This window comes from Streptomyces sp. NRRL B-1140, assembly GCF_001280065.1.
Classification (GTDB): domain Bacteria; phylum Actinomycetota; class Actinomycetes; order Streptomycetales; family Streptomycetaceae; genus Streptomyces.
On sequence record NZ_LGEA01000001.1, the window covers coordinates 89,693 to 110,198 of the forward strand.

Annotated in this window: 17 protein-coding genes; 6 read left to right on the top strand and 11 right to left on the bottom strand. The window is 72.6% G+C overall.

The window, feature by feature from the left end:
• Positions 1-88: 88 nt before the first annotated feature.
• Positions 89-1,129, top strand: a complete 1,041-nt coding sequence (locus ADK65_RS00400) for a DUF2637 domain-containing protein (protein WP_053667713.1) — start codon at positions 89-91, stop codon at positions 1,127-1,129.
• Between the two features lie 57 nt (positions 1,130-1,186).
• Here the strand turns inward: ADK65_RS00400 and ADK65_RS00405 are convergent, their stop codons facing one another.
• Positions 1,187-1,669 (bottom strand): ATP-binding protein, encoded by a 483-nt coding sequence (locus ADK65_RS00405; RefSeq protein ID WP_053667714.1) that lies wholly within the window; start codon positions 1,667-1,669, stop codon positions 1,187-1,189.
• Between the two features lie 426 nt (positions 1,670-2,095).
• A complete protein-coding gene (locus tag ADK65_RS00410; RefSeq protein ID WP_053667715.1) occupies positions 2,096-2,719 on the bottom strand; it encodes a hypothetical protein in 624 nt (207 codons plus the stop codon).
• Positions 2,720-2,950: 231 nt separating this feature from the next.
• On the opposite strand from ADK65_RS00410, the gene ADK65_RS00415 reads away from it, so the two are divergent.
• The gene (locus ADK65_RS00415; RefSeq protein WP_053667716.1) at positions 2,951-4,246 is read left to right on the top strand and encodes a helix-turn-helix domain-containing protein; all 1,296 of its coding nucleotides are present in this window, start codon (positions 2,951-2,953) and stop codon (positions 4,244-4,246) included.
• Between the two features lie 7 nt (positions 4,247-4,253).
• Here ADK65_RS00415 and ADK65_RS00420 read toward each other — a convergent pair whose 3' ends face one another.
• A complete protein-coding gene (locus ADK65_RS00420; protein WP_053667717.1) occupies positions 4,254-5,996 on the bottom strand; it encodes a pyruvate dehydrogenase in 1,743 nt (580 codons plus the stop codon).
• 66 nt (positions 5,997-6,062) lie between these two features.
• A complete protein-coding gene (locus ADK65_RS36670) occupies positions 6,063-7,865 on the bottom strand; it encodes a protein phosphatase 2C domain-containing protein (RefSeq protein WP_078955741.1) in 1,803 nt (600 codons plus the stop codon).
• A gap of 211 nt (positions 7,866-8,076) precedes the next feature.
• Here ADK65_RS36670 and ADK65_RS00435 point away from each other — a divergent pair, with 211 nt between their 5' ends.
• On the top strand, positions 8,077-8,559 hold the full coding sequence (locus ADK65_RS00435) for a DUF456 domain-containing protein (RefSeq protein WP_053667720.1): 483 nt from the start codon (positions 8,077-8,079) through the stop codon (positions 8,557-8,559).
• A 10-nt stretch (positions 8,560-8,569) separates the two neighbouring features.
• Here the strand turns inward: ADK65_RS00435 and ADK65_RS00440 are convergent, their stop codons facing one another.
• From ADK65_RS00440 to ADK65_RS00465, 6 genes are all read right to left on the bottom strand, one after another.
• Entirely contained in the window at positions 8,570-9,064 is a 495-nt protein-coding gene (locus tag ADK65_RS00440) for a methylated-DNA--[protein]-cysteine S-methyltransferase (protein WP_053667721.1), read from the bottom strand.
• Positions 9,061-10,476, bottom strand: coding sequence for a DNA-3-methyladenine glycosylase 2 family protein (locus ADK65_RS00445; protein WP_053667722.1), 1,416 nt, complete (start codon positions 10,474-10,476; stop codon positions 9,061-9,063). The genes ADK65_RS00440 and ADK65_RS00445 overlap by 4 nt, the downstream gene beginning before the upstream one ends.
• A gap of 122 nt (positions 10,477-10,598) precedes the next feature.
• Positions 10,599-11,705, bottom strand: a complete 1,107-nt coding sequence (rsgA, locus tag ADK65_RS00450; RefSeq protein ID WP_053667723.1) for a ribosome small subunit-dependent GTPase A — start codon at positions 11,703-11,705, stop codon at positions 10,599-10,601.
• Between the two features lie 222 nt (positions 11,706-11,927).
• Positions 11,928-13,418, bottom strand: a complete 1,491-nt coding sequence (locus ADK65_RS00455) for a cellulose-binding domain-containing protein (protein WP_053667724.1) — start codon at positions 13,416-13,418, stop codon at positions 11,928-11,930.
• A gap of 235 nt (positions 13,419-13,653) precedes the next feature.
• Positions 13,654-14,973 (bottom strand): radical SAM protein, encoded by a 1,320-nt coding sequence (locus tag ADK65_RS00460; protein WP_053667725.1) that lies wholly within the window; start codon positions 14,971-14,973, stop codon positions 13,654-13,656.
• 127 nt (positions 14,974-15,100) lie between these two features.
• Positions 15,101-16,108 (bottom strand): hydroxyacid dehydrogenase, encoded by a 1,008-nt coding sequence (locus tag ADK65_RS00465; protein ID WP_053667726.1) that lies wholly within the window; start codon positions 16,106-16,108, stop codon positions 15,101-15,103.
• Between the two features lie 172 nt (positions 16,109-16,280).
• On the opposite strand from ADK65_RS00465, the gene ADK65_RS00470 reads away from it, so the two are divergent.
• Entirely contained in the window at positions 16,281-17,531 is a 1,251-nt protein-coding gene (locus tag ADK65_RS00470) for an FAD-binding protein (protein ID WP_053667727.1), read from the top strand.
• A gap of 141 nt (positions 17,532-17,672) precedes the next feature.
• Here ADK65_RS00470 and ADK65_RS00475 read toward each other — a convergent pair whose 3' ends face one another.
• A complete protein-coding gene (locus ADK65_RS00475) occupies positions 17,673-18,023 on the bottom strand; it encodes a helix-turn-helix transcriptional regulator (protein WP_053667728.1) in 351 nt (116 codons plus the stop codon).
• Between the two features lie 227 nt (positions 18,024-18,250).
• Here ADK65_RS00475 and ADK65_RS00480 point away from each other — a divergent pair, with 227 nt between their 5' ends.
• Both ADK65_RS00480 and ADK65_RS00485 read left to right on the top strand, forming a co-directional pair.
• Entirely contained in the window at positions 18,251-18,925 is a 675-nt protein-coding gene (locus ADK65_RS00480) for an ANTAR domain-containing protein (protein WP_063787977.1), read from the top strand.
• A gap of 217 nt (positions 18,926-19,142) precedes the next feature.
• On the top strand, positions 19,143-20,390 hold the full coding sequence (locus ADK65_RS00485) for an ROK family transcriptional regulator (protein WP_053667730.1): 1,248 nt from the start codon (positions 19,143-19,145) through the stop codon (positions 20,388-20,390).
• Positions 20,391-20,506 lie beyond the last annotated feature (116 nt).

The following is a 20,506-nucleotide window of genomic DNA, read 5'->3' on the forward strand; positions in this document are numbered from 1 at the left end:
CCTCTTGCCCCGAAACCCCCTGAGGGTCGGTGCGATTGGGCCACTATGGCGGGCGTTACGCCCTATCCCAATGCAAGGGACCACCCAGATGAGACTGACCGACATATCGCTGAACTGGCTGCTTCCGGGCGCCGTGCTTCTCCTGGGCATGCTGGCGGCGGTGGCGGTGCTCGCGCGCGGCAAGCGCTCCTCGGTCAAGGACACGAGCGCGGACGACTCCTGGGAGCGCAGCGAGGAACGACGCAGACGCAAGGAAGCCCTCTACGGCACCCTCTCCTACCTCCTCCTCTTCTGCTGTGCGGCCGTCGCCGCCCTGCTCTCCTTCCACGGCCTGGTCGGCTTCGGCGAGCAGAACCTCGGGCTTTCGGGCGGCTGGCAGTACCTCGTGCCGTTCGGCCTGGACGGCGCCGCGATGTTCTGCTCCGTCCTCGCGGTGCGCGAGGCCAGTCATGGTGACGCCGCTCTCGGCTCCCGGATACTGGTCTGGACGTTCGCCTTCGCCGCGGCCTGGTTCAACTGGGTGCACGCGCCCCGGGGCGTCGGCCACGCGGGTGCCCCCCACTTCTTCGCGGGCATGTCCCTGTCGGCGGCGGTCCTGTTCGACCGCGCCCTGAAGCAGACCCGCCGCGCCGCCCTGCGGGAGCAGGGCCTGGTGCCCCGTCCGCTGCCCCAGATCCGCATGGTGCGCTGGCTGCGGGCCCCCCGGGAGACCTATCGTGCCTGGTCGCTGATGCTCCTCGAGGGTGTGCGCAGCCTGGACGAGGCGGTCGACGAGGTGCGCGACGACAAGCGCAAGAAGGAAGAGACCCGGCAGCGCCGGCGCGACCAGCAGCGCGTGGAGCGGGCCCAGCTGAAGGCGATCAGCCGCGGTCACCGGGGCCACTTCGGCCGCGGCGGCGGGCGGCAGCTGGAGGTGCAGGTGGAGCGCGGCTCCTCGCAGGTCTCCGCGGAGCCTGCCATATCCGCGCCGGAGCCCCTGCCCGTGCGCTCGCGTCCCTCCCTTCAGCCGGTCCGCAAAGGAGCTGATCCGGTGACCGTCGACCTCACCGCGGAGGACGACACCATGGCGCTGCCCCGTCTGGACTCCCTGGAGCGCAAGCTCAAGGACCTTGAGCAGCAGTTCGGTTAGCCGAGCCGTGACGGAACGGCGAAGGGGCGTGGCCTGCGGGCCACGCCCCTTCGGCGTTCACGCCGCCCCGGCCTCCAGCTCGAACCAGACGGCCTTGCCCACGCCGTGCGGCCGGACACCCCAGGCGTCGGCGAGGGACTGCACCAGGAACAGGCCCCTGCCGTTCGTCCCCTCGTCGGCGACCGGTGCGCGCATTCGTGGTCTGCGCGCGACGAAGTCCCGGACCTCCACCCGCAGTCCGCGGGGCCCGACGGTGGCCGTGAGGACCGCGTCGTGGTCGGTGTGCACGATCGCGTTGGTGACGAGCTCGCTGGTGAGCAGTTCGGCCACGTCGGACTGCCCGTGCTTCCCCCACTGCCCGAGCAGTTCCCGCAGCGCCCTGCGGGCTTCCGGGACGGCCCGCAGGTCCGCCCGTCCCAGCCGGCGCCTCAACTGCGGCGCCTCATCGTGTTCCCTGACATCGTCGGTCCTGTCCTCCACCGTCTTCGCCGAGAAGCCCCCGATCGCTATGGGACCGCCTCGTCGTGCCTGCCTCTCCATGACCCCCGCCCGCGCGCCGATGTCGGTTCCCCTCCTGCTCGAACACGTTCACGGGGATCCATGCCCCATCGCACACGCGGCAGTCATGCCGGATCGTCGACGACCGGGTGTTCGGCCACCGGAACAGGCCGGGCGGCCCGGGCGGCGGGCCACCGAGCGGTACGGCGACGGAGGGGAGGGGGACAAGAGGGTAGCCGGTCATCGTCCCCGGACGGATCCTGACCGCCGGAGATCGGACGATGAGCCGACGGCCGGCTGCCGATCCCTGCGTACGCGGCGAAGCACCGGGGCGACCGCCCCCCTGCGGGGCGCTCCGGTGAAGTTGGCCGAAGTACGACGGTCTTGACGGGCGCCGCAACCGGTACGGGGCCGTCCTCCCCACCCCCGTGGCGGGAGGACGGCCCCGGTCTTCCGGCGGACGCCCGGTCAGTACAGCTTGTCGACGGCGGTGGTCGTCGTCTTCTTGAAGGCGGCGACGGGGGCGTCGTCGAAGTCGCCCATCTGGCCCCACGACACGACGGTGACGGTCCTGCCGTCCCGGCCGACGGACAGCAGCGAGATGTCCGTGGCGCCCCAGGACGTCTCGGTGTGCAGGCCCCGGACCCGGGCGCCTTCCTCGACGGGCAGCGAACCGTAGTCCCGGCCCTCGGCCTCGACGTCCGGGTCGTTCTTCTCGATGCGGTCGGCGCAGGTGCGGATCAGGTCGTCGTAGTGCTTCGCCAAGGCCTTGGCCAGGGCGGCTGTGTCCGCCACGACGGTCAACTGCACGGCGCCCGTGTCCAGATCGGTGCGGAACTCCCGGTGCCGGTAGTCGTAGGAGGGCACGCCCTCCGTACTCACACAGAAGCCGAGTCCCTCCGGGAACCCTTCGGTGACCGGGCCGGCGGTCCAGGCCGACGTCGGGTGCGGCGGCAATTGGGACGCCGACAGGAACTTCGGTGCGGTGGCCTTCGGCGCGGCACCGGCGGCCGGTGCCGTGATGACCGTGCCCGCCGCGAGGGCGGCTACGGCGAGTGCGGTGAGAGCGCTTGCTCGCATGCGCATGGGCATGGGTGTTCCCCCGTGGGTGAGTGCGTGGATGAGGATGCCGCGGCCAGGCCGGCTGGTCGGCCCGGGCCCGGCCGGTGCGACACCAAGAGCATCAGCGGTCCCACGGCCCGGATGCAACAGCCCGCATCCGATCGGGCCCGGTGGAACCATCCCAGCCCGTCTGACGTGCAGGTACATGGGGCGCCTGGGATGCCGTTCCGGGCGGGTTCGGAGCTACGGAGCGGGGGAACGGTGTCGGCACAGCACGACGTCGACGACGTCGGGGAGTTCGCGGCGCTGCTGAGGACGTTCAAGGAGCGCACGGACCGAAGTTACGGTTCGCTGGCCCGCCGCCTGGCCATGAACACCTCGACGCTGCACCGCTATTGCGCGGGCGACGCGGTCCCCGTCGATTTCGCCCCGGTGGAGCGCTTCGCCGCCCTGTGCGGGGCGTCACCGGAGGAACGTCTGGAACTGCACCGCCGCTGGCTCCTGGCCGTGGCGGCGCGGCAGCGCCCCCGGACGGCGAACGCTGCCGGTACGGCGGAAGCAGGCGCGGAGACGGACACGCACCCGGACACGAACACGGACACCGCGGAGGCGGACACGACCCCTGGCCGCCCCTGGTATCGCCGCAGAAGCGTCGCGGCCGGACTGGCCGCCGCCTGCGCGGCCCTCGCGGTGCTCGCGAGCCTCGCCGCGCTGCCGGACGACCGGCGTACGACCACCGGCGACCGGACGCCTGTGACCGGCCCGGCCTCCACCGGTACGGCGACGACGCAAGGGCCGCACCAAAAGAGCCCCTCCCCCACCCCGAACGGCACATCCCCCGCTCCCCGGCGTTCCTCACCCTCCGCCACCCCGGAGCAGCCGAAGCCCTCCCCGTCCCCTTCCACCCGCACCGCCTCACCTCCAAGCGGGGGCACCTCCGCCCCACCCCTGACCTGGTCCGCCGACTCCCAGGCCTGGAAGCTCGGCTGCGGTCACGACTACGTCGTCGCCAAGCCGCCCGCGCAGGTCCCACCGCCGCCGGTGCCGCAGGACGCCGGAGTCTGGGCGGCGTCGCAGAACGCGGTGCACGGCGGCGAGACGCTCGTGCGGTTGTCCGTGCAGGGGCGCACCGACACGGCCGTCGTACTGGAGGCGCTGCGCGTGCGCGTGGTGGGACGGACGGCCCCGGCACAGGGCAACTCGTATGCCATGGACCGGGGCTGCGGGGGTGCCGTCACCCCGCGCTCCTTCGACGTCAATCTGGACAAGGACCGCCCCATCGCCCGAGCGGTCGCCGGGAACGACACCGGTACGCCGATCCCGGCGATGCGCATGCCCTACCGCGTCTCCGCCCAGGATCCCGAGGTGCTGCTGGTCAACGCCCGGACGCAAGGGTGCGACTGCCGCTGGTACCTGGAGCTGGACTGGTCCTCCCAGGGCCGCAGGGGGACGGTCCGGATCGACGACGACGGCCGCCCGTTCCGGACCAGCGGCATCAAGGGCCTGCCCCGCTACGTGTACGACACCTCCGCACGCGGATGGACGCCCTACAACTAGAGCCCTCTCAGAACCGGGGCACGTTGCGCAGGTTGGAGCGGGCCATCTGCAGCATCCGGCCGACCCCGCCGTCCAGCACCATCTTCGAGGCGGACAAGGCGAACCCGGTCACCATCTCGGCCTTGATCTTCGGCGGGATGGACAGCGCGTTGGGATCCGTGACGATGTCGACGAGGGCGGGTCCCTTGTGCTTGAAAGCGTCCTTCAGGGCCCCAGAGAGGTCCTTGGGCTTCTCGACGCGCACCCCGTACGCACCGCAGGCGCGGGCGACGGCGGCGAAGTCGGGGTTCTTGTTGGCGGTGCCGTACGACGGGAGGCCGGCGACCAGCATCTCCAACTCGACCATGCCCAGCGAGGAGTTGTTGAACAGGACGACCTTCACGGGCAGGTCGTACTGCACCAGCGTCAGGAAGTCGCCCATCAGCATGGAGAAGCCGCCGTCGCCGGACATCGACACGACCTGCCGCTTGCGGTCGGTGAACTGGGCGCCGATCGCCATGGGCAGCGCGTTCGCCATCGAGCCGTGCGAGAAGGAACCGATGACCCGGCGGCGGCCGTTGGGGGAGATGTAGCGGGCGGCCCAGACGTTGCACATACCGGTGTCGACGGTGAACACGGCGTCGTCTGCGGCCACTTCGTCGAGCACGGACGCCACGTACTCGGGGTGGATCGGCGTGTGCTTCTCGACCTTGCGGGTGTACGCCTTGACCACCCCCTCCAGCGCGTCGGCGTGCTTCTTGAGCATCCGGTCGAGGAAGCGGCGGTTCTTCTTCTCCTTCACCCGTGGGATCAGGCAGCGCAGTGTCTCCCGTACGTCCCCCCAAACCGCGAGGTCCAGCTTCGAGCGGCGGCCGAGGTTCTCGGGCCGGACGTCGACCTGGGCGATCTTCACGTCGTCGGGGAGGAAGGCGTTGTAGGGGAAGTCGGTGCCGAGCAGGATCAGCAGGTCGCACTCGTGGGTGGCCTCGTAGGCGGCCCCGTATCCCAGCAGTCCGCTCATGCCGACGTCGAAGGGATTGTCGTACTGGATCCATTCCTTGCCGCGCAGGGCGTGCCCGACCGGGGACTTGATCTTCCCGGCGAATTCCATGACCTCGGCGTGCGCTCCGGCCGTGCCGCTGCCGCAGAAGAGGGTGACCTTGCCGGCCTCGTCGATCATCTCGACGAGACGTTCGATCTCGGCGTCGCCCGGTCGGACCGTCGGACGGGAGGTCACCAGGGCGGTCTCGGCGGTCTTTTCCGGGGCCGGCCGGTCGGCGATGTCGCCGGGCAGGGTGACGACGCTGACGCCGCTGCGGCCGACGGCGTTCTGGATGGCGGTCTGGAGCAGCCGCGGCATCTGCTGCGGGCTGGAGATCATCTCGCTGTAGTGGCTGCACTCGGCGAACAGCCGGTCGGGGTGGGTCTCCTGGAAGTAGCCGAGGCCGATCTCGCTGGAGGGGATGTGCGAGGCGAGGGCGAGGACCGGGGCCATGGAGCGGTGGGCGTCGTAGAGACCGTTGATGAGGTGGAGGTTGCCGGGGCCGCAGGAACCGGCGCAGGCGGCGAGCGAGCCGGTGATCTGCGCCTCGGCGCTCGCGGCGAAGGCGGCGGTCTCCTCGTGCCGGACGTGGATCCAGTCGATGGCGGAGTTGCGGCGGACGGCGTCGACGATCGGGTTGAGGCTGTCGCCGACGACTCCGTACAGTCGCTTGACTCCGGCGCGGGTCAGGATGTCGACGAACTGTTCCGCGACGTTCTGTTTGGCCATGGTTCTCGTCTGCCCCTTCGGTCTCCTGGGATCCCTCCGGGTTCCATCAAGTCACACCGGTGGCGCTCACGCCTCCCACACCGCGGCGGCCGTGCGGTCGTCCGCATAACCCTTGACCCGTACCTGGGAGTCGGCGAGAAACGCGGCGAGGCCGGGCGGGTCGGGGCGGGACCACCGCTCGGCGAGGTACTCGCCCAGTTCGGGCTCGCCGCGCAAGGGGTCGGCGAGGCCGCCGGTGCACACCAGGAGCGTGTCACCCGGGCGGGCGACGGAGGTGCGGAAGCGGAAGGGCTCGCGGGGTGGCGCCGGGGCCGGTTCGTACGGGCTGGGCGGCGTCGGGATGCCCAGGTCCATGGTGAGCCGGTCGCCCTCGGGAGTCTCGGAGGACGGCGAGCCGAAGCCCATGACGGGGTCGCCCTTGACCTCGGCGACCTGCGGCTCGATGTCCTGCCACTCCCCCTCCCGCAGCCGGAACAGCCCACCCGGTCCGACCCCGAAGAACACCCGGGTCCGGCACTCGGGGTCGGCCGACAGCAGCAGGCAGCGCAGGCTGGCCGCGTACTCCCCGGGGTCGACGCCCTGCTCGGAGGCGCTGGCCCGCAGCTTGCCGAGGCTGCGGTCGGTGAGCCGGTGCAGCCCGGACTTCAGATCGCCGCGCCGGCCGTCCCTTATGTCCTCCACCAGCCGTGCGTGGCTGCGCCCGACGGCTCGCCCGATCCAGTGACAGGCCTCGGCGGCGGCCCGGTGCGCTCCGGGCGTGGCCCTGGCCCCGGTCGCCATCGCCACCAGCAGCAGCGCGTGCTCCCCCGCGCCGAACCGGGCGGTGAGCAGCGCGTCGCGGCGGGGTTCTCCGCGGTACCGCGCGGAGTCCCCCCGCAGGGAGACGGCCCGCACCGTGCACGCCCCGTACCGGGCCCCGTCCAGCACGGTGTCCGCCACGAGGTCGCCGAGATCGTCCGGATCGGCGGCCGGGAGGGCGGTGGGTTCGGCGTCGTAGGTGGGCGGCCGGGTGCCGACGTGGCCACGGGACCGGGAGTCGGGCACGGGGCGCTCGATCCGGGGGCGGTGTTCGTCGGGAGAGGGGTCGGTGGCCGGGGGTGAGGGCGCCTCGGGCGGCGCTTCGGTGGGACGCGGTGGCACGGGCGGCGCTTCGGTGGGACGCGGTGGCACGGGCGGCCGGTCGGTCGGGGTGAGGGACGCGGCACGGCCCGGCTCGGTGGCGGGTGGGTGGGGCGCGGACTCGCCGGGCGCGGTGCCTGGCGGCGCCGGGGCGGCCCCAGGGGCCGAGAGGGCCTCGGAGCTCGGCCAGGCCGGAGGGACCGCGGGAGGCGGCGGGATCCGGGGCGTCTCCGTGTCGGGAACCGTCGGCGCGGGCGGCAGCCCCGAAGTCTCCGACGCGTAAGCGGAGGGTCCCGGGCGCTCGTCCGAGGGTGCGTGGCCCGCGGGCCGGCCGGGCCGCTGCGGTGGGCGCGCCGCGGCCGGGAAGCTCACCGGCCCGGTGGGGCCGGGCCGCGGCGGCTCCCAGGGCGCGCGTTGCGGCGGCCCGCTGTTCGGGCGGGGGACGTCCGGCATGTCGTCGGCCCCGGCTCGGGGCGCCGGGACGACCGGCCCCGCTGCGAGGGTTCGGTCCTCCGGTCGGTCCGACGAACCCGGCCGGTCCGTGGAGCTTGGCCGGTCCGAGGAGCCGGACCGGCCCGAGGAACCGGTCCGCCCCCGGGTCCCGTCCGTCACCGCCCCCGACGCCGACGCGAACCGGTCGTCGAGGGAATCCCGCGCCGGTGCCGGGCCCGTGTCGTCGGCGGAGTCGTCGTACAACTCCCTCCACCAGTCGTCCTCGTGACCGGTGGGCCTTCCCCCCTGCTGGCTCATGCCCGTAATTGTCCACCGCACGAGCCGGATGAAAACGGGGCTTGTGGAAAAAACCGGTCCTCCAAGGGACGGTGAACGGCACGTCGAGTGATCCGTAGAACGGTCATGCGAAATGCGGAGCCCGGCGCGGCGCGCGTGGCTGACCTGCGGGTCTGGGCCCCGTCCACGCTTCTGACCTGCGCGTTCTCCGGTGTTCCGGCAGTCTGGTCAGATGGGAGTGTGGGACCTCCTGCTGGTCGGGCTGGTCATCCTGCTCGGGCTGTGCGGAGTGCTGCTGCCCGCCATGCCGGGATCGCTGCTGGTGTGGGCAGCGGTCCTGTGGTGGGCGCTGAAGGATCCGCAGCCCGTCGCCTGGTGGGTGCTGGTCGCAGCCACGGTCCTGCTGCTCGTCTCCCAGGCCGTCCGCTGGGCGCTCCCGCCCCGCCGGCTGCGTATGAACCGCACCACCCGGCGCATGCTGGCCTGCGCCGGGGCCGGTTCGGTCCTGGGCTTCGTCCTGATACCCGTCCTCGGCGCGATCCCCGGCTTCCTCGGCGGTGTCTACCTCTTCGAACGGTTCCGCCTCGGCCGCCACACCGACGCGATGGCCGCCCTGCGCACCATCATGCGCGCGGGCGGCTCCGGCATCCTGACCGAACTGTTCACCTGCCAGCTGATCGCGGCGGCCTGGCTGGGCGCGGTCCTCTGGGGCTGAGCCGGCAGCCTCAGGACGGCAGCACCCCCTCGTGGGTCAGCAGCCGGATCTTGCGGTCCAGACCGCCCGCGTATCCGGTCAGTGCGCCGTCCGCCCCGATCACCCGGTGGCACGGGCGGACCACCAGCAGCGGGTTCGCCCCGATCGCACCGCCGACCGCCCGTACCGCTGCCCGGGGCGCTCCGATGCGCGCGGCGATCTCGCCGTACGTGGCCGTCGAGCCGTACGGGATGTCGTCCAGCGCGGCCCAGACCTTCTCGCGGAAGGCGGTGCCCTCGGTGCGCCAGGCCAGGCGGAACTCCTTCAGTTCCCCGGCGAAGTACGCGCCGAGTTGCTCCTCGGCCTCCCGGAAGGGCCCCGGGTCGCGCCGCCAGTCGTCCCGCACCTCGCGTCCGCCCTTCTGCCCGGGCACCGACAGGGAGGTCAGCTCGCCGGTCGGGGCGGCGGTGAGGAGCAGCGGCCCGAGGGGGCCGGGCACACTCGTCCAGTACGTCGGGCAGGTCATCGCAACTCCCACTCCCCTGCTGCGCGCAGGTGGTTCACGGCGTATGAGCGCCAGGGGCGCCAGTTGTCGGGGGCGTCGAGGCCGGGCGGGGCCACGTCAGGATCGCCGAGGGCACGGGCGCGGATCTCGGCGACGGTACGGGCGTCCAGACCGGGCACGGCCCGCAGGGCGTCCTGGGCCTCGTCCCGGTCGGCGCCCGGGTCGAGGCGTACGGCCTGGTCGGCGAGGGCGGCGGTGAGCGCCCCGAGGGCACCGGCGGGCTCGGCCCCGGCCAGCACGGCCGGCTCGGGGAAGAGGTGGGTGAGGCTTCCGCAGGGGGCGTCGAGCGCCTTGCCGTAGCGGCGTACGAGCCGTTCCGCCTCCGTCCGGCCGGTCAGGGCACGCACCGCGAGTTCCTCCGGGTCGGCGGTGCCCGGCGAGCGCAGCCCGGGCCGGGCGGCGACCAGGGGTGCGAGCCGGGGGTCGGCGGCGAGGCGCTCGTCGACGGCATACGGGTCGGCGTCGAGGTCGAACAGCCGCCGCAGCCGCTGGACGGCTGTGGTCAGGTCGCGCGGGTCCGTGAGGTGCAGCCGGGTGTCGAGCCAGCCGCCCGGGTGGGCGCCGGGCCCGGTCCGGGCGGTACCGGGGCGTTCGTCGACGGCGACGATGCCGGTGCCGTACGGGAGGCGGAGAGTGCGCCGGTAGGTGCGGGCTCCGGGCGGGCCGCTCACCTCCTCGACACCGGGCACGGCCTCGTGTTCCAGCAGGTCGAAGACGGGTCCCGCCTGGTAGGGGCCGCGGTGGGCGAGCCGGAGCGGGATGCCGGCGTCAGGGGTGGCGGTGCGGCGGCCCCGGCCCTGTTCGGGTGCGGCGGCGCGCAGCTCGCTCGGCGTCGACGCGTACACCGCCCGCATGGTGTCGTTGAACTGCCGCACGCTGGCGAAGCCCGACGCGAACGCGATCTCGGTGATGGGCAGCTCGGTGGTCTGCACCAGGACGCGTGCGGTGTGGGCCCGCTGGGCCCGGGCGAGCGCGACCGGTCCGGCGCCCAGTTCGGCGGTGAGCTGCCGCTGGACCTGCCGTGCGCTGTAGCCGAGGCGTCCGGCGAGCCCGGCGACGCCCTCCCGGTCGACGACGCCGTCGGCGATCAGCCGGACGGCCCGGCCGACCACGTCCGCGCGGACGTTCCACTCGGCGGAGCCGGGCACGGCGTCCGGGCGGCACCGCCGGCAGGCCCGGAAGCCCGAGCCCTGCGCGGCGGCGGCCGTGGCGAAGAACCGTACGTTGGCCCGCTTCGGGGTGACGGCGGGGCAGCTCGGCCGGCAGTAGATGCCGGTCGTCTCGACGGCGAAGAAGAACACGCCGTCGAAACGGGCGTCCCGGCTGCGCACGGCCTCGTACCTGGTGTCCTCGTCCGTTTCCTGGTTCGTCACAGGTCCAGTCTCCCGCCCGCGACCGCACGACCGCTGGCGGGAATCGGACACGACGCTGGGCAGGGCGCACGGCGGTGAGCGGGGCGCCCACCGCAGTGGACCCGAGCGAGCCGGGGCAAACTTCACGCACGCCAGTGCGCTCCCCGCTTCGCCTCCATCGCGGCGCGGCCCATCGCCCCCTTCCGCTTCCAGTCCTTGCGGATCTCGGCCCGGAGGCGGGCGTCGGTCTTGGCGACGATGCGCTGGTTCTCCCGCAGCAGCTTGCGGTAGCTCTCCAGCCGGCGCTGCGGCAGCTCACCGCTGTCGATGGCGGCCAGCACGGCGCATCCCGGCTCCGCCTCGTGGGCGCAGTCGTGGAAGCGGCACCGCTCGGACAGTTCCTCGATCTCGGAGAACACCTGCCCGACACCGGTCCCGGCGTCCCACAGGCCGACGCCGCGCAGCCCCGGGGTGTCGATCAGGACGCCCCCGCCGGGCAGGGCGAGCAGGTTGCGCGTGGTGGTGGTGTGGCGGCCCTTGCCGTCGACGTCGCGGGTGGCCTGGACGTCCATGACGTCCTCGCCGAGCAGCGCGTTGGCGAGGGTCGACTTGCCCGCGCCGGACTGACCGAGCAGGACGGACGTCCCCCACCCGACGATCGCGGCGAGCACGTCGAGCCCGTCCCCCTCCTGGGAGCTGACCGGCACGACGGGCACGCCGGGCGCGCTCGTCTCCACGTCCTGGACGAGGTGCGCGAGGGTCACGGCGTCCGGCACGAGGTCGGCCTTGGTGAGGACGACGACCGGCTGGGCCCCGGACTCCCAGGAGAGCGCGAGGAAGCGCTCGATGCGCCCAAGGTCCAGTTCGAGGGCGAGGGACACGGCGATGACGGCGTGGTCGACGTTGGCCGCGAGGATCTGTCCCTCGGACCGCTGGGAGGAGGTGGAGCGGACGAAGGCGGTGCGGCGCGGCAGATAGGTGCGCACGTAGCGCGGGTTTCCGCCGGGTTCGACGGCGACCCAGTCGCCGGTGCACACCACCCGGAGGGGGTCGTGCGGGGTGACGAAGGCGGTGTCGGCCCGCAGCATCCCGCCGGCGGTGACGACGTCGCACTGCCCGCGGTCGACCCGCACGACCCGGCCGGGCAGCAGCCCTTCGGCCTCGTACGGGGCGAACGCCTCGGCCCAGGCGTCGTCCCAGCCGTAGGGGGTGAGCGCGGAGGAAACGGATGAAGCAGAGGAGGAAGACAAGGGTGACCCTTCCGAGGTCGGCCCCGGCCCGACGGTCGGTCGGATCAGCCGGCGGCCATGGAGGTGGACTTCATGAACTGGATGCGGGCAGCGCTCATCGCAATGACAGCCATCGGTCGACACCTCCTCGTCGCTCGGTACTTCGCTCCGCACGGAACCCGTGCACGGAACCGCGGTGTGCGCGGAACCGACGTCACGGTATCCCGCCGTGACGCGGGTGCGTCAACCGCTTTTCACACAGGCCTGGCCGTTCAGCTCGAAGTCGTAGGGCGCGGAGTTCTTGCCGCGCCAGGAGGCCAGGAAGCCGAAGGCCAGGTCGCCGCCCGCGGGGACCGACTTGTTGTAGTCGGCGGCCGTGGCGCTGACGCGGGAGCCGTCCTGGGAGACGGAGGCGTCCCACATCTGGCCGACCTGCTGGCCGTCCCGGAACGACCAGGCGACGCGCCAGGCGTCGAGGGGCCGGGTGCTGGTGACGGTGACGGTGGCCTGGAAGCCGTCGGGCCACTGGTTGACCAGGTCGTACTCGACCCTGCAGACGGGTTCCTCGTTCTCGTCGGGTTCGGCCCGGTCGGTGGGCGAGGAGGTGCCCTGCGGTTCGGTGTGGCGGTTCTTGTCCTCCGGCTTGCGGGACTTCTCCGGCCGCTTCGAGGTCGGGGTGTTCCGGTCGGCCGGTTGCGACGTCGCGGGCGGCAGGGACGGGGCGGACGGCAGGGGCGGAGCGCTGTCGGCCACCGGCTGCCGGTCGCCGCCGGGTGCGCCGAGGTCGTCGCCGTCGCCGCCGAAGGGCATCAGGGAGACCCCGAGGGCCAGCACGGAGACCAGGACCGCGGCGACGAGGAGGCCGTTGCGGGCGACGCGCGCCTTCTGTTCGCCGTCCTCCGGTTCCGCGCCCGTCCTGTCCGCCGAGCCGGGCCGGCCGGCACCGAGCCGCACCTCGGCGGCGCGGCGGCGGCGCTCCAGGTAGGCGAGGCCTCCCCAGCCGATCACGCCGCCGGCCAGCGCCCCGGGCAGGGCGCCGCCGTGCAGGCGCAGACAGGCGGCGGCCTCGGCGCACTGCACGCAGGTGGCGAGGTGGCGGGAGAGGTCGCCGGGGGCCTCGGCGGCGGAGGAGCGGGTGACGGCGTCCAGCAGGCGGGCGTAGCTGCGGCACCGGCCGTCCATGGGCGTGTCGAGGTGGTTGCGGTGGCAGCGGTCCCGGAACAGGGTGCGCACCTGCTGGAGTTCCTCGGCGGCGCCGGCCGGATCGAGTCCCAGGCGGCGGGCGACCAGGGGCAGCGGCAGCGCCTCCACCTCGGCGAACCAGAGCAGTTCGGCGTCCGGCTGCTGCAGGTCGCGCAGGCCGCGCAGCGCGAGCGGGCGCTGCAGGGGCGGGCCGGTGTAGCGGGCGGCCGCGTCCGAGTTGAGCCACAGGCGCAGGTCGGGGTCGAGTTTGTGGCCCTGTCCCGCCTCCTCCCAGGCCGCTGCCGTGGTGCGTACCGAGGTCAGCAGCAGGGGTATGCGGGGCAGCCGGGCAGGGCGGCGGGCGGTGCCGCGGACCTGGCCGGTCTCGGCGGCCCGGGCCTCGCGCACGCCGTGCGCGAACGCCTCGCGGCCGAGCTGTGCGGCGGCCGTGGAACCGGACGTGCACAGGTCCGCGTACGCGAGGACCGCGTCCCAGCACTCGGAGAACAGCGCGGCCTCGGTGGCGTCCTGAGGGGTCGGCAGGTCGGGCATGGGTCTCCTGCATCCACGAGCGAGGTCAACTCACCACATCGGTGTTGTAGTTGGGGGGAACCTCGCGGCAGTGCAAGAGCTTTTCACGCCTCCCACACAACTGACAAGCGCCCTGTTCGGATATCAGGACAGGGCGGCGTCACCCCATAGCTCCGGCCTCGGAGTGTCATACGGGTGCGGCCGCCCTGCGACTCGACGCCGCCTCGTACGGAGGGGCGTTGTCATCGAAGCGTTATCAAACGGCGGTGGGTGCGTCGGCCGGGAGGCTGTCCATGAAGGAGCTGACCGAGAAGACCGCGTTGCCGGCGCCGGGCGGGCCGTAGCCGGGGGGCGAGGAGAGACCGAAGTCCTCCATGGTCTGCCGGTAGGCCTGGAGCAGGCGGATGTGGTACTCCAGCGGCGCGCCCTGCGGGTTGGCCTTGCCGAGCGGCGTGGTCGGCTCCGGGCACCAGGTGGTGAAGCGGGGCGTGATGCCGTGCGACATGAAGAAGCGCAGGCCCTCGGTGGTGGAGTCGATGGCCTCGTCGACCGTCTTGAAGCCGAACGGCTCGGCCATCTCCACGCCCGCCACGAAGTTGGGGATGACGTTGCGCGCCCCGAAGATCTCGGCCGAGTCGAGGATCCGCTTGTGCCACTCGTCCCGGCCGACGTACCGCTCCTTGCCCGGGCAGTACATCTTGAACAGGTACTCGTCCCAGACCTCGTAGTTGGGGTGGTAGATCTGCACCCCGTAGTCCTTGAAGCGCTGGACGTCGTCCTTGGGCAGCGCCTGGGCGACGACCTTGCCGATCCAGCGGCCCGGGAAGTGCTCCTCGATGGCCTTGGCGTACCGCCCGTAGAAGTCCGCCTCGTCCAGGCCCTGGACCTTCGACGTGATCGCGCCACCGGTGAGCGTGTACGCGGTGGACACCTTCGCGGTGTCGTACTTGTCGATGATCTCGAGCGCCTCGAGGACCTCGTCGACGTCCTTCACTCCCGTGTACGGGCGGCCCGCCGCCTTGTGCTGGCGCCAGTTGTGGTTGATGTCGCAGTACTGGCACTCCTCCTTGGCACCGAAGTACTGGCACACGCGGAACGCGGTCAGGTAGATCAGGTAGCCCCACTGGATGGTCGGGGCCACCTCCATGACCGACTTCCCGTTGGCGAGGGTGTGCCGGTAGTACTCGGGCATCGGCGGCACTCCGACGTCGGAGATGCGCTTGCCGTCGAGGTAGAGACCGAGCATGCCGTCGTCGTTCGCGGCGACGCGGTACGGCGAGGACGGGTTCACGCGCACCGAGACGACGGTGCGGCGCAGGTCGTAGGGGCCGCCGGTGAGGATGATCTCCTCGGGCGGGCGGCGCAGCGCGGCCTCGCCCAGCTCGGGCAGGGTGCCGTGGTCGAAGGAGAAGATGAAGTACGACTTCGGCTTGACCTCGCCGCCCTCGTTGTCGCTGAGCGCGGACGGGTCGAAGGCGACGCCGCCGCGGAGCAGGTCCTCCTTGAAGACGGCCTCCCGCGGTACGTGCGGGAACCGCTCCATCAGATCCTCGACCAGCGCGGTACGGCTGCCCATCCCGTCTCTCCTCCCGGTTCGGACGTACGACTCCTCACGGTATGCCCCTGGGTGCGCGGGGCCGGTACCCGGGTCCCCCCGAGCCGGTGGAATGCCCCGTTCGTCACCCTCTGTCCTGCGGTGATCGTCAGGCTTCGCGCTCCAGTGCCGCCCAGTCGACCGCGTGCGCCGGCTGCTCGCCGGCCAGCAGCCGTTCCGCCTCCTGCGCGACCGTGAGGCCGAGCCGGGCCAGCTCGTTGCCCTGGGAGCCGGCAAGGTGGGGGGTGATGAAGGCGCCGGGCAGGTCGTAGAGGGGCGAGTCGGCGGGGAGCGGCTCGGGGTCGGTGACGTCGAGGATCGCGGTCAGGCGCCCGGTGCGCAGTTCGGCCACGAGGGCGTCGTGGTCGACCAGCGCACCGCGGGCGGTGTTGATCAGCACGGCTCCGTCGGGCATCAGGGCCAGCTCGCGGCGGCCGATCATGTGGTGGGTCTCGGGCGTCTCGGGGGCGTGCACGGTGACGATGCCGGACGTGCGCAGCAGCTCGTCCAGGGGCAGCAGGGGGACGCCGAGGGCGGCGGCTCCGCGTTCGTCGACGTAGGGGTCGGTGAGGACGGGGCGCAGGTCGAAGGGGCGGAGCAGTTCGAGGACGCGGCGGCCGATGCGGGAGGCGCCGATGACACCGACCCGGCGGCCGTGGTTGCCGATGCCGGGGACGACACCCCAGCCGGTGGAGGGGCGGTCCGTGCGCATCCGGTCGCGGGCGGCGAGGACGTCCTTCCCGGCGAGCAGGATCATGGCGAGGGTGTACTCGGCGACCGGCAGCGCGTTGGCGACGGCGGCCGAGGAGACGGCGATGCCCCGCTCCCACAGGGCGTGGGTGGCGAAGGACTTCACGGAACCCGCCGAGTGCAGCACCGCCCGCAGCCGGGGAGCGGCGTCGAGCACCGTCTCGTCGATCCGGGGGCATCCCCAGCCGGTCACCAGGACCTCGGTCCGGGCCAGCGCGTCCCGGACGCGCGGGTCGGCGAAGTCCCGGGCCACGAGGTCCGGATCGATGTCCAGGGACTTCCGCAACCGTGCCAGCACCTCGGGCGGGAAGACCTGCGGCACGTTCTCGGCATCCAGGGCGAACAGTGCCTGGGGGCGCTGACTCAAGGAGGTGACCTTCCGGCTCGGGGACGCTGCTGGAACGGCCACCAGGGACAGAAACCGCTCTCTAAGGTCTCTACCGTAGGCCGGTACGAACGGCGGCGGCAACGGACGCCGACCGGGGTACGTTCCGCCCGGGGGGCTTTCCTGTCCCCGCTGTCTCGGGGAAGGACGACGGATGAACGCGACCGTGACCAACTGGGCGGGCAACATCACCTACGCGGCCAAGGAGCTCCACCGGCCCGCCTCGCCGACCGCGCTGCGAGCACTGGTCGCGGACAGCGACCGGGTGCGGGTCCTGGGCAGCGGGCACTCGTTCAACGAGATCGCCGAACCCGGCCCCGACGGCGTCCTGCTGTCGCTGGCGGACCTGCCTCCTCGGGTGGAGATCGACACGGTGGCCCGCACGGTCCGGGTCGGCGGCGGTGTGCGCTACGCGGAACTGGCCCGCCGGGTCCACGGGCAGGGACTCGCGCTGCACAACATGGCGTCCCTGCCGCACATCTCGGTGGCCGGGTCTGTCGCGACCGGAACACACGGCTCGGGGGTGCTCAACGGCCCGCTCTCGGCCTCCGTGCGTGAGGTCGAGCTGGTCACGGCCGACGGCTCGGTGGTGACCATAGGCCGGGACGAGGAGCGGTTCGGCGGGGCCGTCACCTCACTCGGCGCGCTCGGCGTGGTCACCGCGCTCACCCTGGACCTGGAGCCGGCCTTCGAGGTCGAGCAGCACGTGTTCACCGGGCTGCCCCTGGAGGGGCTGGACTCCGGGGTGTTCGAGACGGTGATGGCGACGGGGTACAGCGTCAGCCTGTTCACCGACTGGCGCGAGCCGGGATTCGGGCAGGTGTGGCTGAAGCGGCGTACGGACCAGCCGCTGCCCGCCTTCCCGTGGGCGGCTCCCGCCACGGAGAAGATGCATCCGGTGCCGGGCATGCCCGCCGTCAACTGCACGGAGCAGTTCGGTGTGCCGGGGCCGTGGCACCAGCGGCTGCCGCACTTCCGCGCGGAGTTCGTGCCGAGCAGCGGGGCGGAGCTGCAGTCGGAGTACCTGCTGCCGCGCGGGTACGCCGTGGAGATGCTGCACGCGCTGGACGCGATCCGGGAACACGTCGCCCCCGTCCTGCAGACCTGCGAGGTGCGCACGGTCGCCGGTGACGACCAGTGGCTGAGCCCCTCGCACGGGCGGGACACCGTCGCGGCGCACTTCACCTGGGTCGAGGACACGCGGGCGGTCCTGCCGGTGGTGCGGCGGGTCGAGGCGGCGCTGGCCCCGTTCGGGGCCCGCCCGCACTGGGGCAAGGTGTTCACCCTGCCCACTCCGGCCCTGCGCGAGCTGTACCCGCGCCTCGGCGACTTCCGGGCACTGGCGCGGGAGCTGGACCCGCGGGGGAAGTTCGCCAACACCTTCGTACGGGATGTGCTCGCGTAGGCGGGGGCGTGGGGGCGAGCCGTCGCCCACCGGGTGCGGATCGGCGCCGGGGGCCACTCGGGTCGCTCCGCGCAGCGGACTCTTCGGGTGGCGGCGTACGGGCCCGCCCGCGTCAGGCCACGACGTGCGGTGGGCCCGCGGTCATGTCGCGGCGTGCGGGCGGGTGCGGGTGGCGGTGGTCGTGGCGCGGTCGACCTCGTCCTTGACGAGCAGGGACATCAGGGACGCGACGGTCAGTCCCGCCTCGGCCGGGTGGCGCAGCACCTTGCCGGGGTCGATCCGGTACGCGTTGGAACGCCCCTCGCGCGTATGGGAGAGGTACCCGTCGTGCTCCAGGTCGGCGATGATCTTCTGCACGGCTCGTTCGGTGAGGCGGCAGTGGGCCGCTATGTCCCGGATACGAGCACTGTGGTTGTCGGCAATGGCAGCCAGCACACGCGCATGGTTGGTGAGGAACGTCCATCCGGTGTGTGGCTCGGGCACTCCATCCATGCTCCAACTCTAGCGACAGAACATTCACGCACCCAAAAACACGTACTGCGTTTCATGTATTGGTTGACGGTCGTGGGGTAGAGAGGCAACGCTGGAAGCGAGGGCAAGGCGAACGGACGAGGGAGAACAGGGCCATGCCGGAGCCTGCGTACGCTGCGCGGTCTCACACCCGGGAAGACGCCGCGCCCGCGGCGGGAGGCAGTGCGCCGGCGGCGATCCCGCCCTGCATGGCGACCATGGACGTCGTTCCGGACGGCGACCGGATGACCGTGACGATGTGGGGTGAGCTGGACCTGGGCAGCCGGCGGTTGCTGCCCGAGCTGTACGACATGCTCACCCTGTCGGGCGGCGGCATGGACCTGCGTCTGGACGCCGTCGGGTTCTGCGACTGCTCCGGCCTCAACGCCCTGCTGGACCTGCACGCCCGCGCCGTCGATCAGGGCAAGTCGGTCACCGTCCGCTCCTGCGGGGTCGCGGTCGAGCGCGTTCTCGACCTGACGGGCACCCGGGAGCTGTTCACGGGCCCCGGCCGGGCGGAGGACGCCGCGCCCCCGGCCCCGTCCGGCACGGCCCCTCCGGAGGAGGACGGCCAGGACCTGCGCGCCGAAGTCGCCCAGCTGCGCCGTGCCATGCAGACCCGGCCCACCATCGACCTGGCCCGCGGCATCCTGATGGCCTCCTTCGGCCTGACTCCCGAGGCGGCCTGGAGTGTGCTGGTCAGGACCTCCCAGAACACCAACACCAAACTGCACGATCTGGCCGGAGACCTGGTGGGCACGGTAGGGGGAACGACCCTGCCGGAGCGGGTGCAGCGGCAGCTGGCCGCCGCGGTCGCCGGTGCCGACCGCCCGGACGAGGTGCCGACGCACCGCACCGGCGGCCCCGCCGGGAAGCCGGACTGACCCGCCGGGGTCCGTCACACCCGTCCTGAGGCATCATGGCCAGGCCACCCGGCCACCTCCGGCCACCTCCGGCCATCACCAGTCCTCACCGGGCGGGCACTTTATAAAGCCCCTTTCCAAACCCCTTGTCGAAAGTCCCGGCAGCCCATAGCCTTGCGCCGCGCCGGTGCCGACGTCGATCCGGCCCGGCCGGTCTGGGAAGGAATGGGGCACCCCGGTGAAGCGCACATCACGTGACATCCGCACCGCGAACCGCTACGAGGTGCTGCGCCAGATCATCGCGGAGTCACCCACGTCACGGCAGGAGCTGGCGGCCGCCACGGGGCTCAGCCTCGCGACGGTCGCCACCCTCGTCGGCGAGCTGCTCGACCTGCGCATGATCACCGAGGTCGGTTTCGAGGACTCCGCGGGCGGCCGCCCCCGGGGCCTGGTCGCCGTCAACGCCTCGGGCGGCGCGCTGATCGGCGTCGACATCGCCGAGACCTACGTCCACGTCGAGCTGTTCGATCTCGGGCTGAACGTGCTGGCCCGCGCCGAGGAGGACGTCCGGCCCGGCGAGAGCCTGCCCGAGCAGGTGGTCGGGCATGTGGTCACCGCCGTCGGTTCGGTCGTGACGCAGGCCGGCATCGAGGGCGCCCGGGTGCTGGGCGTCGGGGTGAGCGTGCCGGGGCAGGTGGACCGCGCGACCGGCGTCTCCGAGTACGCGCCCAACTGGGACTGGCACGACGTACCGCTCCTCGACCTGCTCACCGAGCACATCGCCTACCCGCTGTACCTGGACAACCCGCTGCGCGCCAGCGCGGTCGCCGAGCTGTGGTTCGGGGCCGCGCGCGGGCGCGGGAACGCGGTGGTGGTCAACCTGGGCACCGGCGTGGGCGCCGGACTCGTCCTGGGCGGCGGACTGCACCGGGGGGTCAGCAACAGCGCCGGCGAGTGGGGCCACACCACGATGGTGCTGGACGGGCGGCCGTGCCGCTGCGGCAACCACGGGTGCGTGGAGACCTACGTCGGCGCACGCGGCATCATGCAGAACCTGCGCGAGCTCGCTCCCGACAGCCCGCTGCTGCACGCCGACGACCAGACGGCGACCATCGACGCCCTGGCCCGCGGGGTGGCGGCGGACGACCCCGTGGCGCGCCGGATCGTCCACGACACCGCCCGCTATCTGGGCGCCGGCGTCGCGGACCTGGTCAACCTGTTCAACCCCGAGATCGTCGTGCTGAGCAGCTGGGTGGCCCGCACCCTGGGCGAGCCGCTGCTGCACGAGGTGCGCGAGGCCGTGACCCGGCACGCGTTGCCGCGGCCGCTGGCCGCCACGGAGGTCGTCCTCTCCCCGATCCCCACCGACCCGGTGTGCCTCGGCGCGGCGACGTTCGCGCTCGAAGGCGCGCTGCAGACCGTCGGGCAGAAGAACGGCAAACGCGCCGCCCCCGTGCGGAGCCGTACCACCACCCCACCCTCGTAACGGCGGAACCAACTCCTCCACCCCTCCCCCTCGTTCGAAATCGCGAACGTGATGCAACGCTTCGCACAGACTTCGTCCAACCCCTTGCCGAAGCCTTAGCCGAAGCTCTAGCGTCC

What these genes read in the sequence shown, in the direction of transcription:
- ADK65_RS00400 (WP_053667713.1), top strand. Translation starts at nt 89, where the DNA reads ATGAGACTGACCGACATATCGCTGAACTGGCTGCTTCCGGGCGCCGTG.
- ADK65_RS00405 (WP_053667714.1), bottom strand. Translation starts at nt 1,669, where the DNA reads ATGGAGAGGCAGGCACGACGAGGCGGTCCCATAGCGATCGGGGGCTTC.
- ADK65_RS00410 (WP_053667715.1), bottom strand. Translation starts at nt 2,719, where the DNA reads ATGCCCATGCGCATGCGAGCAAGCGCTCTCACCGCACTCGCCGTAGCC.
- ADK65_RS00420 (WP_053667717.1), bottom strand. Translation starts at nt 5,996, where the DNA reads ATGGCCAAACAGAACGTCGCGGAACAGTTCGTCGACATCCTGACCCGC.
- ADK65_RS36670 (WP_078955741.1), bottom strand. Translation starts at nt 7,865, where the DNA reads ATGAGCCAGCAGGGGGGAAGGCCCACCGGTCACGAGGACGACTGGTGG.
- ADK65_RS00435 (WP_053667720.1), top strand. Translation starts at nt 8,077, where the DNA reads ATGGGAGTGTGGGACCTCCTGCTGGTCGGGCTGGTCATCCTGCTCGGG.
- ADK65_RS00440 (WP_053667721.1), bottom strand. Translation starts at nt 9,064, where the DNA reads ATGACCTGCCCGACGTACTGGACGAGTGTGCCCGGCCCCCTCGGGCCG.
- ADK65_RS00455 (WP_053667724.1), bottom strand. Translation starts at nt 13,418, where the DNA reads ATGCCCGACCTGCCGACCCCTCAGGACGCCACCGAGGCCGCGCTGTTC.
- ADK65_RS00460 (WP_053667725.1), bottom strand. Translation starts at nt 14,973, where the DNA reads ATGGGCAGCCGTACCGCGCTGGTCGAGGATCTGATGGAGCGGTTCCCG.
- ADK65_RS00470 (WP_053667727.1), top strand. Translation starts at nt 16,281, where the DNA reads ATGAACGCGACCGTGACCAACTGGGCGGGCAACATCACCTACGCGGCC.
- ADK65_RS00475 (WP_053667728.1), bottom strand. Translation starts at nt 18,023, where the DNA reads ATGGATGGAGTGCCCGAGCCACACACCGGATGGACGTTCCTCACCAAC.
- ADK65_RS00480 (WP_063787977.1), top strand. Translation starts at nt 18,251, where the DNA reads ATGGCGACCATGGACGTCGTTCCGGACGGCGACCGGATGACCGTGACG.